At 38.2% G+C, this 17,297-nt stretch carries 12 protein-coding genes and 1 tRNA gene; 6 read left to right on the top strand and 7 right to left on the bottom strand.

Annotated features, from left to right (window positions below):
• Positions 1–67: 67 nt before the first annotated feature.
• The 3 genes from ACJJVU_RS01700 (at position 68) to ACJJVU_RS01690 (ending at position 3,459) form a co-directional block, all read left to right on the top strand.
• The gene (locus ACJJVU_RS01700; protein ID WP_405221608.1) at positions 68–1,738 is read left to right on the top strand and encodes a tail fiber domain-containing protein; all 1,671 of its coding nucleotides are present in this window, start codon (positions 68–70) and stop codon (positions 1,736–1,738) included.
• Positions 1,739–1,831: 93 nt separating this feature from the next.
• Positions 1,832–2,191 (top strand): S24 family peptidase, encoded by a 360-nt coding sequence (locus tag ACJJVU_RS01695; protein WP_405221605.1) that lies wholly within the window; start codon positions 1,832–1,834, stop codon positions 2,189–2,191.
• Complete coding sequence (locus tag ACJJVU_RS01690) at positions 2,188–3,459, top strand: Y-family DNA polymerase (protein ID WP_405221602.1); 1,272 nt, start codon at positions 2,188–2,190, stop codon at positions 3,457–3,459. Before ACJJVU_RS01695 ends, ACJJVU_RS01690 begins: the two co-directional genes overlap by 4 nt.
• A 54-nt stretch (positions 3,460–3,513) precedes the next feature.
• On the opposite strand, the gene ACJJVU_RS01685 is transcribed toward ACJJVU_RS01690, so the two are convergent.
• The 3 genes from ACJJVU_RS01685 to ACJJVU_RS01675 all read right to left on the bottom strand — a co-directional run bounded on the left by ACJJVU_RS01685 (position 3,514) and on the right by ACJJVU_RS01675 (position 7,972).
• Complete coding sequence (locus tag ACJJVU_RS01685) at positions 3,514–5,361, bottom strand: M1 family metallopeptidase (RefSeq protein WP_405221599.1); 1,848 nt, start codon at positions 5,359–5,361, stop codon at positions 3,514–3,516.
• A gap of 72 nt (positions 5,362–5,433) precedes the next feature.
• Positions 5,434–7,107 (bottom strand): S8 family peptidase, encoded by a 1,674-nt coding sequence (locus ACJJVU_RS01680; RefSeq protein ID WP_405227424.1) that lies wholly within the window; start codon positions 7,105–7,107, stop codon positions 5,434–5,436.
• Between the two features lie 4 nt (positions 7,108–7,111).
• Positions 7,112–7,972 (bottom strand): MBL fold metallo-hydrolase, encoded by an 861-nt coding sequence (locus ACJJVU_RS01675; protein WP_405221596.1) that lies wholly within the window; start codon positions 7,970–7,972, stop codon positions 7,112–7,114.
• A 218-nt stretch (positions 7,973–8,190) separates the two neighbouring features.
• Here ACJJVU_RS01675 and ACJJVU_RS01670 point away from each other — a divergent pair, with 218 nt between their 5' ends.
• A complete protein-coding gene (locus ACJJVU_RS01670; RefSeq protein ID WP_298323336.1) occupies positions 8,191–10,095 on the top strand; it encodes a sodium:proton antiporter in 1,905 nt (634 codons plus the stop codon).
• 8 nt (positions 10,096–10,103) lie between these two features.
• Here ACJJVU_RS01670 and ACJJVU_RS01665 read toward each other — a convergent pair whose 3' ends face one another.
• Positions 10,104–11,447 carry an MATE family efflux transporter gene (locus ACJJVU_RS01665; protein ID WP_405227421.1) on the bottom strand — a complete coding sequence of 448 codons (1,344 nt, stop codon included), beginning with the start codon at positions 11,445–11,447 and terminating at the stop codon, positions 10,104–10,106.
• A 69-nt stretch (positions 11,448–11,516) separates the two neighbouring features.
• Positions 11,517–12,017, bottom strand: a complete 501-nt coding sequence (locus ACJJVU_RS01660) for a GNAT family N-acetyltransferase (RefSeq protein WP_405221592.1) — start codon at positions 12,015–12,017, stop codon at positions 11,517–11,519.
• 48 nt (positions 12,018–12,065) lie between these two features.
• Between ACJJVU_RS01660 and ACJJVU_RS01655 the strand changes: the two genes are divergently transcribed.
• A complete protein-coding gene (locus ACJJVU_RS01655) occupies positions 12,066–12,857 on the top strand; it encodes a universal stress protein (RefSeq protein ID WP_035335057.1) in 792 nt (263 codons plus the stop codon).
• Positions 12,858–12,870: 13 nt separating this feature from the next.
• Positions 12,871–12,947: transfer RNA gene (locus ACJJVU_RS01650), tRNA-Ala, on the top strand.
• A gap of 77 nt (positions 12,948–13,024) precedes the next feature.
• Here ACJJVU_RS01650 and ACJJVU_RS01645 read toward each other — a convergent pair.
• A complete protein-coding gene (locus tag ACJJVU_RS01645; protein WP_405221589.1) occupies positions 13,025–15,721 on the bottom strand; it encodes a PD-(D/E)XK nuclease family protein in 2,697 nt (898 codons plus the stop codon).
• Between the two features lie 63 nt (positions 15,722–15,784).
• A complete protein-coding gene (locus ACJJVU_RS01640; RefSeq protein ID WP_405221586.1) occupies positions 15,785–17,197 on the bottom strand; it encodes an OmpA family protein in 1,413 nt (470 codons plus the stop codon).
• Positions 17,198–17,297 lie beyond the last annotated feature (100 nt).

Below are 17,297 nucleotides of genomic sequence, written 5' to 3'. Positions count from 1 at the left end.
GTGAGGGAGCTAATTTTATATTCGAGTAAGAAAAATAGTATCTTTGTGGCAATCAAATCCCCAAATTATGATTCGTACTTTACTAGTTTTCTTCGTTTTAGGTGTTTCCATAAGTAAATCATGGTCACAAGTAGGCATTAATACAGTGGAGCCAAAAGCAACTTTAGATATCCGTGCTTCAAGCCAAAATTTACCTCTTGCTGATGACGGTATCTTGATTCCTGTTGTAGATCAGTTCTCTGCAGTTAACCCAACAACAGATCAAGACAGAATGCTTGTTTTTGTAAATGGAAATAATGCGGCAGTACAGAGAGGTTTTTACTATTGGGATAATGCTTCATCTAGATGGATACCATTTGTACGTCAGATAGATGATCTTATAGATGGAAAATCTGATATGGATGGTTCAGATAATGGATCTTCAATATTTTTAGGCATCGATGCTGGAAAAGTAGATACCGCTACAGATAACAGAAATATAGGTTTAGGCTATAATGCACTAATTTCTACTACAGAAGGAGAAAATAATGTGGGTATAGGTTTTGAATCACTTTTTGAAAATATAGATGGTTCTAATAATGTAGCTATTGGATCTAGATCACTGTACTCTAATGATTTTGGATTTCAAAACACTGCCATTGGTAATAGTGCACTATTTAAAAATATCACTGGTAAAAATAATGTAGCAATAGGATTTGAGGCCTCTACATTAAATGAAATAGGGAATGATAATGTTGCTATAGGGGTAGCTGCCCTTAAAAGTAATATTAGCGGAAGTAATAATATAGCCCTGGGAAGAGGGGCGATGGAAGGCAATCTAGATGGTTTTCATAACGTTGCTATCGGTTTTCAGTCTCTCAATTCTAATACTAACGGAAATCAAAATGTTACCGTAGGATATGCTTCTATGAAAACTAACCAAACAGGAACTTTTAATGCTGCCTTGGGTTATGAAGCAATGACCAATAACGACTCTGGAAAGGAAAATGTTGCCATAGGAGCTAGAGCAATGCAAGGAAATATTTCTGGTAGTAATAATGCTGTGGTGGGTCTCACAGCCCTTTATTCAAGTACGACAGGAAAACGTAATGTGGTTATGGGTAGAAGTGCAGCATTAAAACTTAATGGAGATGATAATGTAATGCTTGGTTTTGAATCTGGTTTTGAATCACTCACAGGAAAAGGAAATGTCTTCTTAGGAACAAAAGCTGGACGTGAAGAACTAGGAAGCGATTTACTATACATCGAAAATTCAAATTCCTTAACGCCACTTATTGGAGGTAATTTCATTTCTAATAGAGTGGGAATTAATAGACCAGTTAATGTCCTTTCAAATACTTTTGAAGTAGGAGGGACTGCCTCAAAAACTACTGCAGGAAGCTGGTTAGCAAATTCAGATAGAAGATTAAAAAAGAATATTAAAACTATTTCTGGAGAAAGCGCCTTGAGCAAACTGCAAAAAATGAGAGGCGTATCTTATGAATGGAATGATACACAGACAGGAATAATTCGCCCTAAGGGTTTACAATACGGTTTTGTTGCTCAAGAGCTTATGGAGGTATTCCCATCTAAAGTTACAAAAGATGCAAAAGGTTTCTATCAAACAGCTTATGGAGACTACGATGCTTTCTTTGTGCAGGCTATCCAAGAACTTACAGATAAGCTCAACGAAAAAGACGCTAAAATCAAAGAACTTGAGGACAGAATTTTAGCAATAGAGAACATGCTGAAAAAGTAGATGTTACCATTCTAATCAATCTCAAAGAGGAATACAGCACTCATTTTTATGTATAAAATCCATATTTAAGGAATATATCCATAAATTTGTAGCGTGAACGAACTACAACCTCATAAAGTAAAAAGAGCCAAGGAAGATTATGCAGGTAATCGGTCTGTGCAAACGGGTTTTCCTAGTCCTGCAACGCACTATCGCGAGCCTATGATTGACCTCAATAAAGAGCTCAGTTCTTCTCGAGATGCAACTTTCTTTGTACGCGTAAAAGGGGATATATGGAAGGACTACAATATTCTAGATCAAGATGTTTTAATTATAGATAGAGCTTTGCATCCTAGTCAGGGCAAACTTGCATTAGTAGTGACTCCTGACGGTTTTGATGTACAGAGGATAGACACCAATAAAACGGTAGAACTCTGGGGAATGATAAGCTATATAATCCACAAGGCACTATGATTGCGATGGTAGATTGTAATAGCTTCTACGCCTCGTGTGAGCAAGTATTTCGTCCAGATTTGCGAGGTAGACCAGTGGCTGTACTGAGCAATAATGATGGTTGTATTATCGCAAAAAATAAAGAAGCAAAAGCGCTCACACACATTCCTTATCGCGATCCGCTATTTAAAATCAAGGGATTGCTGGCTCAAAATGATGTAACCTTATTTTCTTCTAATTATACGCTCTATGGCGATATGTCTGATCGCGTGATGAATGTGCTCAGGGACTTCTCACCAGCCGTTGAGGTGTATAGTATAGATGAGTCATTTGTAGACCTATCTGGTATTACCCACGTAAACCTCGAAACGTACGGTCACCAAATTAAAGATGCCGTTGTGCGACGCACAGGAGTGCCAGTAGGTGTAGGGATCGCACCTACTAAAGTCCTAGCAAAACTTGCCAATAGAATCTCAAAGAAGATAGCACGCTTTAATTATGTCTTTGTCATGGACACCGAAGAACGCCGTATAGAATGCCTCAAATGGGCCGAAACAAAAGATGTCTGGGGACTTGGTAAAAAGCATGTAGAACGCCTGGCAAATGTGGGTGTTTTTACAGCTTATGATTTTACACAATTGCCGCTAGCGTGGGTACGTAAAGAAATGACGGTAATAGGGGAGCGACTCTGGCGCGAACTTAATGGAGAATCATGTATTCCTTTTGATACGCTTCCGCGAAAGAAAAAAGCAATAGGTACCGCAAAGTCCTTTGGTAAAAAGCTGGATAATCTGCCTCAAATTGAGGAGGCTTGTGCTTACTACATAAGTGAAGTAAGCGAGGTGTTACGTTTCCAGAAATGTTGTTGCACACAACTGCGTATCTATCTTACCACAAACTACCACAGCACAAATGATGTGCAACACGCAGACAAGACCATTATAACCTTGTCGGTGCCCACAAATGATACATTCATACTCATAGTAGAAGCTAAGAAAGCTTTAAAGCGAATCTACAAGCCAGGCTTTAAGTATAAAAAAGTAGGAGTAGACCTCTTAGGCCTCATCCCAGAGGAGCAAGTACAAGGTAATCTCTTTATGCCAGAAGCGACCGGAGATAAACGCCTTATAAAAGCCTTTGATGCTATTAATAACCGCTACGGGAAGTCCACCGTTTCTGCAGGATTATCCGGTACCACAAAAAGTAACAAGGAATGGGAACTCATCAAAGAAGAGCGCAGCCCAAGATATACCACGCAATGGGATAGTTTGCTGGAGATAGGGAAATAAAAAAACCAACCCATTGCGGGTTGGTTTATAATATTATATTCTTAAAAGAGTTCCTTACTCTTTCTCCCAAACGTTATCTGTTTGATCAATGTCTGCCATCATTGATGTAGGATCAATTTTCATCATTTTTACCTCACTTAGTGGTGCATCAATGGTGAATGTATATGTAGGGTTTGTCCAAGGCCAGTCTGCTAGTTGCTCACGAGTGATGTTTGGTGTTGGGTTTGGCTTTTCGGCGCGCATCATACGTAAAGGCATGTAGTATGATTTTTGAGAACCATCTGCCATATCAACATAAAGGTCTATAGGCATAGGCATGAGTCCTTTTCGCGTAAGCGTAACCTTTGTTTTATTACCATCTGCTTCTACACTTGTGATTCCATAATCAATAGTGTTTGTAGTCTGTGCCCAGTCCATTAAGTACCAGTCTAGCTCCATTCCAGAAACTTTTTCTGCAGTTCGTTTGATGTCATTAGGTGTAGGGTGTTTAAAAGAAAAATCATCAAAATACTTTCTAAGTGTTTTCTTAAGGTTGTCTTCACCAATAACGTATCCTAACTGTGCAAGAAATACAGCTCCTTTACTGTATGCTGCGATGCTGTAAGGCATATTCTCGTTATAACGATCTGCGTGCGTAGTTTGTGGTTGCTCTTTACCGCTTTTAACAAGGTAATAGTACCCTCTGTACGATCCAGAAAGTGGATTAGGATTATCACCTCCTGTAAGTTCATTTTCGGCAAGAGAAGAGATGTATGACGTAAATCCTTCATCCATCCACTCGTGCTTTGCTTCGTTACTTGCTAGTAAGAACTGGAACCAAGTGTGTGCCATCTCGTGTGCAGTCACACCAAAAAGGCTTCCAAATTTACGCTCACCAGTAATAAGTGTGCTCATCGCATACTCCATACCACCATCACCACCTTGTATCACAGAGTACTGCTTGTATGGATAGGTACCTACGTGCTTATTATAAAAGGCAAGTAAGTCTGCCGTCATAGGCTGGAGTTTCTTCCAGTTTTCTTTAAGTGATGCTTTGTTTTTATAGAAGAAGTGAAGCTCTGTGTCATTTTCTCCCATGATGATGTCGTGCACATAATCAGGATCTGCAGCCCAAGTAAAGTCATGTACGTTAGGTGCTTTAAAGTGCCATTGTAATTTACCACGCTTTGCATTTTTACCTGGCTTCATAGAAGTTCCTGCATACCCATGACCCATATCTTCTGGATCTTGTAAATATCCTGTACCACCTACTGTATAGTTCTCATCAATATTGATTTTTACATCAAAATCCCCCCATACTCCGTGAAACTCACGGGCGATATAAGGATCTGCGTGCCATCCTTCAAAATCATATTCGGCCATTTTTGGGTACCATTGTGTCATAGATAGTGCAACACCTTCTTTGTTGTTACGACCACTACGGCGTATTTGAGTAGGTACTTGACCTTTAAAATCCATCTCAAAAGTAGTAGTTGCTCCTGGTGCAATAGGAGTTGCAAGTTGTACTTCAAGTACCGTTCCCGCTACTTCGTAAGTCAACTTCTTACCATCTTGAGTAAGGCTATTTACTTTAATAAACCCAATCTCATCTGGAGCTAGCTTACTGATACGATCTTTTACACGACCATCTGGATCTGCAATGTTGCGTGAGCGTACATCCATCTCACTTCCAGGTTGGAACGCGTTAAAGTATAGGTGATAAAATACACGGTCTAGCGTCTCTGGAGAGTTGTTTGTATACTCTAGCTTTTGTGTACCATCATATTGATAGTTTTTTACATTCATGTCGATTTCCATTTCGTAATCGACGTGCTGTTGCCAGTAAGAGGTGTTGTTTTGTGCATACGCTTTCGCGAAAGCGAACAACGATACCATCACCAGTAATTTGTAAGCGTTTTTCATTATAGATTGATTTAAAGTTAAAATCCCAAACTCCGTTATTGAGGAGTTTGGGATTTTGAGAAATTACTAAAATTATTTTTGTAGTTCTGCTAGTTTAAAAGCGTTGTACATATTTACCATTTCGCCAGATTTTGATACTTCATTGAAGCGTGCTTGCTTCTCTGTATCTCCACCTAGAATTACCGAAGTATTAGTAGTAAGACCACTCTTCATGATAATGTTTTTAACCTCGTTTGCAGAAAGCTTAGGGTAGTAGCTACGTAACATTGCAGCAACTCCAGCTGTGTTAGGCGCAGCCATAGACGTACCGCCTAGATACTCATACGTATCTTCTGGTGTAGTAGAGTAAATATCTACTCCAGGAGCAAATACATCTACATTAGATTTCCCATAGTTTGAGAAGTTTGCAAGCAACTGGCTTCCATACTTAGGTGCTAGAGCGCCTATTGTTAAGAAGGTATCTGCCATTTCGGTTACGTTATCTAATTGATCATTAGGATATACACGGTTTGCTGGATCATCAAGAGATAATCCTTCATTACCTGCAGCATTTACGATAAGCACATCATTTTTGGCAGCATACTTTATTGCATCGTATACCCACTCCGGGTTTTGTGCATAATACTTTCCAAAAGAGGTATTAATCACCTTTGCACCATTATCTACAGCGTAGCGTATTGCAAGTGCGATATCTTTATCATACTCATCTCCATCTGGCACTGCGCGCACTGCCATTATCTTAATGTTGCTATTTGCAACACCATTCATTCCTTTACCATTGTTACGAGTTGCAGCAATGATTCCCGCTACGTGCGTACCGTGTTTTGCACCGTCTGGCTCAGGACCATATACATTGTTATTACCGTACTTAGTATCTGTAATATCGTAAGGATCATCACCTAGTACTTTTCTAAAATCGGCTGTTTTATTATAGTTTGCTTCTAGCTGACCAGTAAAGTATTCAACACCTTCATCTATGTTTTTCATAAAGTCAGGAATACTCTCTGTGTACTGAAACATTTGAGTAATAAACCCAATGTGGTTCTGCATCTCGGCAGAAGGGTTTTTAATAGTTGCAAGATCTGCTTGCGTGTAATCTTCTTTTCCTAATGCTTTAACTATCGCAGGATGTGAAGATTTAAGCTGGCTAGCAATTTGCTCGTATTGTGTTTTTTGACGCTGTGCACCTGCAACTTTCTCGTCATACTCAGCTTTTGCTTTTTGATATTGTAAGAAGATATCTTTTTGAGACGCAGGAATAGTTGCTAGTGTTTTACCAGCAAACTCACTTTCAAAACGTTTGATGATACGTACAAATTCAAGTTGCTCTGCACCTACATCACCTAGAAAATTCCAGCCATGTATGTCATCTATATATCCATTGTTATCGTCATCCTTACCGTTACCAGCAATCTCTTTTGGATTCGTCCAGATACGACCTTTAAGATCTTCATGGTTGATATCAATACCAGAATCTATCACAGCAACAATTACTTGCTGTCCAGACTTACCAGGAAGAATTTCGGCATACGTACGATCTACGCTCATGCCTGGGATGGTATCAGTTCTAAGATCTCTTGAGCTCCATGCTTGTTTCTCACTTTCTGTAAGTGCAGAAACTTTGAGAGGGTTGCTATCTACATTTTCTACGGGTACAGTTACCAGTGCAGATGGAGTCTCACAAGAGGCTAAAAAAGTGGCAGCCATTGCTGCAATCACAAGAGATTTTGTGTGTTGTAAATTCATCATATTAGTTAAATAAGTCTTTAAAGGTATAAATTTCATTTGCACGCACGCCTTTCTCGGTGTGCTGTACGGTAATAATTTCATTGTGAGCATCGTGCTCTAGCCATAGATAGTAATTATTATCTGCAGCGATATTTAAGAAATGTTCTTTCTCGCTTATAGAAAGTAGCGGTCTTGTATCATAACCTGTCACATAAGGAATAGGTAAATGCCCTAGCGTAGGGAGCAGATCTGCCATGAAAACAATGGTCTTACCTTGATACTCAATATGTGGAAGCATTTGCTTTTCTGTATGACCATCTGCAAAGAGAATACCAAAGTTGAGTTCGCTATTTTTTTGAAAAGCCTGTTTTCCTCGTTCTATAAAGTGAAGCTGTCCACTTTCTTGCATAGGGATGAGGTTTTCCTTTAAAAAACTAGCCTTCTCTCTATTGTTAGGCTCAACGGCCCATTGCCAGTGATTTTCATTGGTCCAGAATTTTGCATTTTTAAATGCAGGTTTATAACCTGTTCGGTCTTTATTCCACTGGATGGCTCCACCTACGTGATCAAAATGTAGGTGCGTCATAAATACATCTGTAATGTCATCACGGTGAAAACCATATTGAGCAAGTGATGCATCTATAGAGTGGTCTCCCCACTGGTGGTAATAGCCAAAAAACTTTTCAGATTGCTTATCACCCATTCCATTATCAATGAGGATAAGTCTGTTGCCATCCTCTATAAGCATACATCTAGCGGCGATATCTATAAGGTTATTAGCATCTGCAGGGTTTGTTCGGCTCCAGATAGTCTTTGGAACAACGCCAAACATGGCACCACCATCTAACTTAAAATTTCCGGCTTCAATGGGATATATTTTCATAAATAAGGTTGCATCTAAGTGGGATTACTACAGTTACGCTTTCGCGAAAGCGTGAAAAATGTAAAAAAGAGTACTATTCCCAAAAACAAAATCTCTGCAAAATACCAAAAAGGCGCTTTTTAAACGGTTGGCACCCCTAGTTTTTAACAAAGAATTGTAACTTCACAACGACCGCCAAAAACGGAAAAACACTAATATCGCATCAAAACAGAATTACCATGTTAGAACTCGCTGGAATCATTATTTTAGGAATCATTGCACAATGGGCCGCATGGCGTTTAAAATTACCAGCAATTTTACCATTACTACTCATAGGTCTCTTTGTAGGACCTGTATCTACTTTAATCTCTGAAGATGGTACAAAATGGATAGAACCTATATGGAATGGGGAAGAAGGACTTTTTCCAGGAGAGAGTTTGTATTGGTTTGTATCGCTTGCCATATCTATTATCCTTTTTGAAGGCGGACTTACACTAAAACGTGATGAAATTAAGAATGTAGGTCCAGTAATTACAAAGCTTATTTCTATAGGAAGCCTTGTAACATTTTTAGGAGCAGGATTTGCTGCCTACTGGATATTTGGACTTAGTCTTCAGATCTCTTTATTATTCTCAGGACTTATCATTGTAACAGGACCAACAGTTATATCGCCAATTTTAAGAAACGTACCTGTAAAGCGAGATATCTCTACAGTACTTAAATGGGAGGGGATTCTTATAGATCCTATAGGAGCACTTGTGGCAGTATTAATGTATGAATTTATCTCTGTAGGAGAAGGAGCAGCTTTTACAAAGACGGCCTTAGTGGAGTTTGGTAAAATTGTACTTTTTGGAAGTACGTTTGGGTTTACGTTTGCTCATGCGCTGGCTTTTATTATCAAAAAGAAGCTTGTACCACACTACTTGATGAATGTATTTACACTAGCCGCAGTGCTAGGTGTATTTGTAATGTCAGACCAGTTTGCTCACGAGTCTGGACTACTTGCAGTAGTTGTAATGGGAATGGTACTAGGAAACATAAACCTTCCTAATATTAAGGAACTACTATACTTTAAAGAGTCGTTAAGTGTCTTACTTATTTCTGTGCTGTTCATCTTGCTGTCGGCAAATATGAATCTTGTGGATCTTGAGTTATTATATCGCTGGGAGACACTAGCGCTATTCCTTGTCGTGGTATTTGTGATACGACCTATAGGCGTCTTCTTGAGTACTTGGGGATCAGACTTACAGACGAATGCCAAGCTGTTTATTTCATGGGTAGGACCACGAGGAATTGTAGCAGCAGGTATTGCTTCACTTTTTGGGTCTAAGTTGTTAATAAAAGGAGAACCAGGAGCAGAGTACATCACACCATTGGTATTTATGATTGTACTGGGTACCGTATTATTGAATGCAACTACTGCACGATTATTTGCAAAGATGGTGGGCGTATTTCTTACTAAATCTGAGGGTATTCTTATTGTAGGAGCGTCAGAAATGCCACGATTAATAGCCAAATATCTTCAAAAAAATGGTCGTCACGTTGTACTTCTTGATAGTAATTCTAATCATATACGTACCGCAAAAGAAGCTGGGCTCATGGCGCTAGAAGCAAATGTCTATGCAGATGATCTTACAGATGATGTTGAGCTTAGTGACATAGGATATTTAATGTCATTAACAGGAAACAGCGATATTAATAAATATGCGATTAACCGTTTTAGAAAGCAGTTTGGAGAAAATGGAGCTTACCGTCTTATCTCTAAGAGAGAGATGGATAACATCGCACAACTACCTAAGGAAGGATTATTTTCGGCAACAGATGACTTCTTTAATATGACAGATGTTACGAGACAGTATCCTACGATTAATGAGGTTGCTGTATCCTCAAAGGAGGAGTACATGGCTATAGGAAAACTTGTGGCAGATGATAAAAATATGATTCCGCTGTTTGTAAAGAAGAAGGATAATACCTTAGAAATCATTAGCTCATTTATACAAGACGTGGATGTAAAATCTTTTGAGGGAAGCCACTTAATTTACCTGGGAAAACCGATTACCGATGAAGATCTAGCCAAAGTAACCGAAGCTAGCCAGACACTATCGAGTGATGATGGAGATGTTATTGTCCCAATAGGTGATTAAGATATACCTTAAGACAGCCTGTTGTAATACTTTTTCTTGTAAAAGAAGACGAGCATGCCTGCTCTAAAAAGCATCCATACGATAAAGGAGAGCCAGATGCCTATCACACCCCAGCCTAAATATTTACTTATATAGAGCACAGGTACAAAACCTACAAAAGTAGCTAGTAATAGCGTGTTGCGTAGCCACGCCATCTCACCAAGCCCTTTAAAAATGGCATCTAGTGTGAATGCTACAGCATTAATAGGCTGCATGATAATTACCATAAAAAACACTCCGTAAAAGACAGAGAGTACCGTTTCTTCATTGCTAAAAAGAAGACCTAGAGGTTTGTATAAAAAGGTACAAACAATAATTAATACAGCCGAAACAACGAGATTGTAATGAACAACTTTCTTGGTTAATTGCCATAGATTAGGATAGTCCTTTGCGCCAAGTAGACGGCCGCTTAGCAGGTTTCCTGCAGCACCATAACCATCGATAAAAAAGGCTGTAAATAGCCATATATTGGCAGCAATAGTATGTGCCGCCACGGTTTCATCACTTATTGCAGTTGCTTCTCTCACAGCAAGCACAAGCGCCACGTTAAGAGAAAATGAGCGTACAAATAAGTTAAGACTCATGGAGATAAGCCTTTTTATTTCTGGATGTAAGGGCAATGTAAGTTTAAGAGAAACCTCTGTTTTCACTAGTAAAAGTATGAGCGCCATAATGGCCATAACTCCTTGAGCAATCAAGCTAGCCCACGCAGCTCCTTTTACACCAAGCGGTTCGATAATTCCTTCTATACCGTACACTAATGCAATGTCTAGACCTATGTTTAAAGAAGCACCAATGATGGCAACAATCATAGGCCAAAAAGTGTTTTGCAATCCTCTAAAAATCCCAAAAACAGCAAACGTAAATAAGGTGAGAGGGAACCCCCAGACTCTAATATTATAGTAATCAATACTTAATGAGAGGACTAAACCTTTTGCATTGAGTAGCGTGAAAATTTCGGCAACAAAGAAATAGGTACTGGCAAGTACCACGATACTTAAGATGATATTAAAGTAAATTGCTTGAGCAGGAAGAACCTTAATATCCTCTAGTTTTCCAGCACCTAGATTTTGAGAGATAATGGTAGATATCGCACTACGTGTTTGACCTAAAATCCATATGAGCATAGATAAGAAAGAACCCACAATCCCTACGGCAGCAAGTGACTCAACGCTATTTTCTGCCATGTTACCTACTACGGCGGCATCTGTACTAGACAGTATAGGCTCTGCAATACCAGCAATAAGTGCTGGAATGGCAAGCTGTTGTATACGCTTGAATGAAATATCTATATTACTTGTGGAGGTATTGATAGGATAGTTTTTTAAATAGAAAGATCAATAAAATGTAAAATTACAGACTAATAAAATGATAACCCACCTCTAGAGAACTCTTTCGTAGCAGTAAAATGGGTGCTCACTTTGTTTTGGAAAATAGATACTCCCTAGTTTCTCATAACCTCGAGCTTCATAGAACTTTTGATTACGTTTATTTTGAGAAAAAGTATCGAGACGTATGGACGGTGCCGATTGCGCTTTCGCGAAAGCGTATGCATAATCCATTAGTTTGCGAGCGTTTCCTTGTCCTTGATAATCGGGATGTACGGCTAGTCTATGGATGTACAAATTATTTTTTGAAGGGGTGAGCCAGTCAATGTCTAGATACTCATCATCCATTAATGTTGACAACACAATGGCACCTATAATGCTATCATTCTCCTTGAGAAGAAAGAGCTCATCACGAGCAATATCTTGCTCAAAAGCAGTGGCAGTAGGGTAGTGCTCATTCCACTGAAAGATATTTCTTGAGATCATTTCTTGTGCACAGGCACGAGTAAGTGAAAGGATTTCAGGGATTTCTGAATTTTTTGCAGGTACAATCACAGATTAAAAAGTATTTTTGTGTTAATAGGTAAAAATACAAGTTACAGTATGAAAAATATTCTCGTTCCCATAGGTTCTTCAGATAGCGCTTTTAATACGCTTCAATATGCAATAGATCTTGCACAAGAGATTGATGCAAATGTGTATGCGATATCAGTCTTTCAAGAGTTTTCTAAAGCAGGTAGTGCTTCAAAGCTCAATACCGTTATTAAAGAAGAGTCAGAAAGTAGGCTCGAGAAAGTTGTAAATGGAGTAGACCACAAAGGAGTATCTGTAGTTGCTCACCCTATTAAAGGAGGTGTGATAGAGGGCGTAGAGCGCTTTAATAAGCACGTTCCTGTAGATCTTATGGTGTTGTCACCACGTAGTAACTCTGTGCGTGATGAGGTGTATCTAGGTAACATGACAGGGAAGCTTGTAAAGGGAACTGATATTGCTGTACTGGTAGTACCAGAGAATGAAAAATTTAAGGAGCCTTCAAATATTTTAATGGCTTTTAAAAATGGAAAGTTTGATAAAAAACGTCATTTAGAACCATTGAGAAAGCTTCAAAAACATTTTGGGACAGAACTTCACTTACTGCATGTGGAAACTCCAGAATCTGACGAAGCTATGAAAGAAGTCTCTGATGATCTTAAAAAAATGAGCGCGTCTTATAAAAACACAACAAATGCAACTACCTATCAAGGAGTGCTAGAGCACTTCCAGTCTGTAGAGCCAGATATGTTATGTGTTGTGCGTAGAAAACGTGGTTTCTTTAAGAAACTATGGGAGAAAAATGTTGTACTAAAGAAAGAATTCTTTACGACAAAACCTCTTCTTATTTTAAGAGTACAATAATATTGATTATGATGGGGGATTAGCTCATTTGGCTAGAGCGCTTGCCTGGCAGGCAAGAGGTGACCAGTTCGAATCTGGTATTCTCCACCAAGATATAAAGGCATTTACAGAGTTTCTGTAAATGCCTTTTTGTTGGTTGTTACGCTTTCGCGAAAGCGTAACAACCCTTAAACCTCCCTTTGTGTAAAAGGAATTTCTGGATTGAGTATCTCTGCTATGAGTGATTTTAAAACTCCTTCAAACTCCAAAAGTGTATCTTCTGTGACCTGCTCATTTTTATTATATCTAAATGGAAGATACCCCGATTGTAAATTTTTGAAAGATATGATACCAACGCTTACTGGGAAATCAAGCGGTTTTTTCTTGTTAAGCATATAAGCATACATCAAGACCTGAAAAGCTTTTTCAAACTTCCCTTCTGGTAATAGTAAATCATCAAATGCAGAGAGGTTCAAATCCTTCTGCGCTACTTTTCCGGTTTTATAATCTACGATGTTGACATTGTTATTGCGTTGTTCTACTAAGTCTACTTTTCCTCTCAAAAATATATCTTCTGTAAGCTGTATGTTCCTTAAATCATCTTCTACAGACATAATGATTACGGTATCACCCTTTTTAAGGAGTCCTTTTTCTCTTTTGAGGTAATTCTCTACATAACGGGAAACTATTGCGTAGACAATCTTATTTTTACCCTCACTGATATGATTAAGTCCATATACCTGTTTAAATTGGTTACGAACTTCAACTTCTATCATTGTAAGTAATTCTTCAATGATAGTAACAGTTAATTGTTGTCCTACATGTGGTTTATATAATTCTTCAAGTGTATTATGAACTATAGTACCCATGGTATTTGCTGCCACAGTTTCTTCTACTTCATTGCTAGAATTGATGCCGAGAACATATCGTTCATAAAATACGATAGGATCTCTCAAGTAAGTCGTGAGAGCAGAGGGCGAAATACCTTTTTTAAATAAGTTCTTAAGAGAATCAATAATTGTTGTGTTCTTAGAAATATAAGGTAATCGCTCTTCAATCTTTATTGTAGTTGGAGTAACGACGTGTTTTTTTATACTGTGTATACCTTCCTCTTCTATTTGTCTTATAAACCTGCTCTTCTCGCTGCTTCCTAAACCAGTACTATGTGTGGTGTATAATAAATCTACAGTGTTAGCCCTGTGTAATAAATGATAGAAGTGATATGCATAAACCGCATCCTTCTCTGAGTAGGTGGGTAAATTATAGAGCTTTTTTAAGTCATACGGGATATATGAATTCTGACTTTTCCCAGACGGTAATATTCCCTCATTTACAGAAGTTATAATGACATGTTTATAGTCAAGTACTCTAGACTCTAATACACCCATAATTTGAAGACCTTGCTCAGGATCACCACGCAAGTCTATGGTTTCTGAAGATAATATTTCTCTATAAAAATGAATAAACGTTGGTATATCTTTAATATGATCCTGCGCATCCATAAGCTGCTTGAGCATATTAAATGCTACGTAAAATCCATAAATGTATTCTAGTTGTAATGTGTTGTCACCAGTATCAAATAATGCTCTCAGTGCTTCTATGATATGTATACAGTTTGCCACTGCATCTTTAGGGCTTTCATTCCAGGTTTTAAATAGCAAATTAAAAACAGGATCTGTACTATCACTACTAAGCTCAGCAAGTTGTGGAACACTAATGAATATAAGATTATTAGTAATAATCTCTTGTTCTAAATGCTCTGTCTGTGACCCTAGTAGTGCAGCAGATAATGGATTGCGAAGAATATTTAAAGCATCTTTAAAATAATAACCGTTTTTATGAGGGTTCTTTTTTAAGGTAATGAGCTGGTCAAAAAAGGAGGCTGTGGGCGTCTTACTCAAAGGTAATCCCATAGTAATATTCACCTTTTGTATAGAACGAGGTAAGGCATTAAGAACTGGTAATAGAAGAGATTCCTCTCCTAATACAATCGCAGTATTAGATAACTCTTGACTTGATATTTTAGAAAGGATTGTTCCTAATGTTTTAGCCTGTAAAATATCTTGAGAGCATGCGTATGTAGCAATATTTTTTTGAGCACTATAATTATCAAAGGTCCAGTTAAAAGGATTTGAGCTATAGTACGACCACTTAGATTTATAGTTTTTTACAAACGAGTTAGTCTCGTGAAAAGGATTATTCAAAAAAGATTTTTCGGTATCCCAGTATATTTCTGCGTTGCCTTCTGAAAGCAAAGCTTGAATGAGTTGTTGTTCAGCAGTATTTAAAGCGTTGAATCCTATAAACACATGTCTAACATTAGGTGACGAATGTATATAGTGCTCTATAGTCTCTACAGCTTGTCTGTAGACATATCCTTGATGTACTGCACCTTTATCCAGTGATTTTGAACAAAAGACCGTATAGATGTCAAATAAGCTATTCCAAAAATCAATATAGTTGAGTACTAATTCATTCTTTGAGGAAGACCAGTGATCAGAGAGTTCTTTAATATCCTTTAGATGATTAAATACTTCTGACTGATTTAAGAGAAATCTGTCTATCTCGTTGAAGTCACTCAAAATGGATTGAGCCCATCCACAGAACGTCTGGAAATCGGCAAGCTTTTCCTTGGCCACAACTTCTTTATAACTTTCAAATAGGATAAATATTAAGTCTATGTTACTAGCAGATTTTAAACCGGTAACATGACTAATAAATTCTTCTATTGAAAAAACTTTAGGAGCAAACGAAGTGGTGATTGCTCGTGAAGCTATTTTTTTTGTAAGTGTATTTCCTGCACGACGGCTAGGAAGGATATAAATGATATTCTCGTTTTCAGAACCTTGTTCTTTATCAAGTACTACGTCAATAAAAGTTTGCATAGTCTAAAATAAAAAATGCCTCGCAATTGCGAGGCATTTTTAAGATTATAAAAATCTTATTTTCTATTGCTCAAGAATAGAAAGCTCAACACGTCTATTTTCTTGACGTCCTGCAGCAGTTTTATTTGAAGCAACTGGTCTAGCTTCACCAAATCCTTTAGACTCTAAACGAGACGCTGGGATTCCTTTTCCTGTTAAGTAGCTTCTTACTGAAGCTGCTCTCTGATCAGAAAGGTTTAGGTTATAAGCATCACGTCCTCTATCATCAGTGTGACCTTCGATAAGGAAACGAGTTGTTGGGTACTCCATCATTACAGATGCTACTTTATCAAGAGTTGCATAAGATTCAGATCTGATAGATGCTTTGTTGTAATCAAAAAGAACTTTTTTAGTTTCTACGTTTAGCTCGTTAAGAACTTCAACAGATACTTCAGGACATCCGTTATTTGCTACAGTTCCTGCAACATCTGGACATTCGTCATCTTTGTCAAGTACACCGTCACCATCTTTATCTTCAAAAGGACATCCGTTGTTTGAACGTGGTCCAGCTTCATTAGGACAAGCATCATCAGCATCTTTGATTCCGTCTCCATCAGCATCAGGACAACCACCTAAAGCAGCGATTCCAGCAACAGTAGGACAAGCATCCTTAGGATCAGGAATTCCGTCTCCGTCAGTATCAGGACAACCATCAAACTCAGCTAAACCAGCAACAGTAGGACAAGCATCTTTAGAATCTTCGATACCATCTCCGTCAGAATCAGGACAACCGTTAAATTCAGGTAAACCTGCTACTTCTGGACAAGCGTCATCTTTATCATATATACCATCACCATCAGTATCTTTTCCTCCGAAAACAATACCTATAGCAGCAACGTGTTGGAAGTGCTTAATACCGTCATCTTCAAAAGCATGCTTATATTTAGATTGTAATCCAAGGTTCAGGTTTTCACTTAACCATATTTTTACACCAGCAGCAGCATTTGCCGTTCCAAATCCATCAAGGTTACCATCAAGAGTACTTTCTACCCAAGTATAACCAGCACCTACAGAAAGGCTAGGGTCAAACCATCCACCTTCACCGTTGATAAGATCTCTTAAGCTATAAGAGAAATCTCCATCAGCACCGTAATACTGTAATTCATTTCTAGGTCTTGCATCACCTAATTTTTCAATTCTGTTAATAGAACCAGAAACGCCAAAAGCGAATCCATCTCCTAAGTAACGCGATACATTAATGTAAGAAATAGATGGAAGAATATTCCAGTGATCTTCTACATTATAAAATTCTTCAAAAAGGTTTCCTCGTAACCCTCCTGGACCTGGTGTGTTTGCGGCATCTCCAACTGGAAATGTGTCAACAGCATTAACTCCGATAGAGAAAGCCCAAGGGTTGTTTGCGTCTTGTGCATTTACTGATGATCCTATAGCAAGAATCATAAGTGCTGCAACTAAAAATCTGCTAAGATGTTTCATTGTTTAGTCTTAAATTTAAGTGTTAATTATCGTCAAAAGTAAGTTGTTAAAATTAATCAACAAAGGTAAATGTACTAAATTTTTCCTAATGCCCCTTATT

The sequence above is a fragment of the Dokdonia sp. Asnod1-B02 genome (assembly GCF_045063955.1).
Lineage (GTDB): Bacteria > Bacteroidota > Bacteroidia > Flavobacteriales > Flavobacteriaceae > Dokdonia.
Note: the sequence above shows the minus strand (reverse complement) of the source record. Positions and strands in the feature narration are given on the sequence as shown.